This is a genomic window from Bacillus sp. C30 (genome assembly GCF_040838255.1).
GTDB lineage: Bacteria > Bacillota > Bacilli > Bacillales > Bacillaceae_G > Bacillus_A > Bacillus_A mycoides.
The window spans coordinates 1-1,558 of sequence record NZ_JBFPJH010000548.1 but is presented as its reverse complement, the minus strand read 5'-3'; the positions used below and the strand labels follow the sequence as shown (position 1 = coordinate 1,558).

1 protein-coding gene and 1 pseudogene are annotated in these 1,558 nt (G+C 34.8%); both read left to right on the top strand.

The window, feature by feature from the left end; all coding sequences use genetic code 11:
* Positions 1-181 precede the first annotated feature (181 nt).
* Entirely contained in the window at positions 182-1,174 is a 993-nt protein-coding gene (locus tag AB3X49_RS22730; protein WP_367964900.1) for a F510_1955 family glycosylhydrolase, read from the top strand.
* A 19-nt stretch (positions 1,175-1,193) separates the two neighbouring features.
* Positions 1,194-1,358: pseudogene (locus tag AB3X49_RS22725) on the top strand (sulfite exporter TauE/SafE family protein); the annotation flags it as partial.
* Positions 1,359-1,558: the final 200 nt, after the last annotated feature.

Genomic DNA, 1,558 nt, shown 5'->3' with positions numbered 1-1,558 from the left:
ATCCAATATAATTCATTCTATTATTGTTATAATTTTTCGTCAATTAATAGTGCTCATAGAGAAAAGAAAATTTTCATTACTAGGGCCCCTTCCACTCTAAATTATGCATACCACTCCACAATTTCTTGACATTTATTCCATATACTTAAAATCTCATATATATAGAAAGGAGTCTACAAAAGTGAAACATTATGTAGCAACAGGGTTAGCAATTACTTCTTTATTAATAATTACAGGATGTTCTAGCAATGCTGAAACAGCACCAGCTAAAAAAGAAACGGTGCAATCTCAGCCAAAAAATAAAGAAACAGCAAATACGATTCCGCAAAACTTTTATAAAGAAATTACATCTGGAAAAATCGAACACATTCATGGAATTGGCTACGCGGGAAATATGCCTGGGGTTTCTATCGCAACTCACAGTGGTATAAAAGTTTATCAAAATGGTAAATGGTTTGAAACTACGACTGAGCTACATGATTACATGGGATTTCAGGCAACAAAGAATGGATTCGTTGCCAGCGGTCATCCTGAACCAGGTGCAAATTTAAAAAATCCTTTAGGATTAATGAAAAGTTCTGATGGCGGTAATACCCTTGAAAAGCTAGCGTTTTATGGAGAATCTGATTTTCATAACCTTGCTGTCGGATATAATACGGAAGCAATTTATTTATACAATGAGCGTCCAAATTCTAAATTAGAACAAGGTTTTTATTTCAGTACGGACAACGGACAAGAATGGAAAAATAGTAAGTTAAACGGTCTTTCAAGTACAATCCATTCCTTTTCAGCACATCCAGATCAATCTAGTGTAGTCGCGGTAAGTGCTAAAGACGGTGTATATTTGTCTACAGATTATGGAAATACATTTGAACTATTTTCTAAACCAGTTGAATCGACCGCAGTTACATTAAGTAATGAAGACATTATCTATGCCTCTATTAATAAGCAAACTGAGCAACTGATTACGAAGAAATCAATTGCTACAAATGAAGAAACAAACTTACAGATTCCATCTTTAGATTCTAAAGATACAATTATGTACATATCACAAAATCCTCAAAATTCAGCTGAAATAGTTTTTGCTACAATGAAAGCAAATGTCTTTCTTTCTATGGATGACGGTAAAACGTGGAAGCAGATTACTAAAAATGGAACATTACAATATAACTAGTTAGAAAGGTGAATATAACGTGTTTTCAACAGTTAGCGAGTGGAGTTATCAACTCATGTCTCCTTTAATGGATATCGCGAATGCTACGAAATCAATTCCTCTTTTATTTGCGTTTTTATTAGGCATTGTAGGTACCCTTTCTCCTTGCCAATTAACAGGAAACATTAGCGCTATTACACTTTATCCCGCATTAACGGGCAGTAAAACTCCCACCTCAAAATTCGGATAGTACAAAGAAGTTAGGTGGGATATCAACTGCCCGTAAATGCCCGATTGGTTCAACTAATAATCAGTGGGGGATGAACAACCCCCCCACTGATTAAAGTTTCACTTTATGGCAATCAATCTTTACAAAAGGGACATGCATGGAAACATATATTGTTA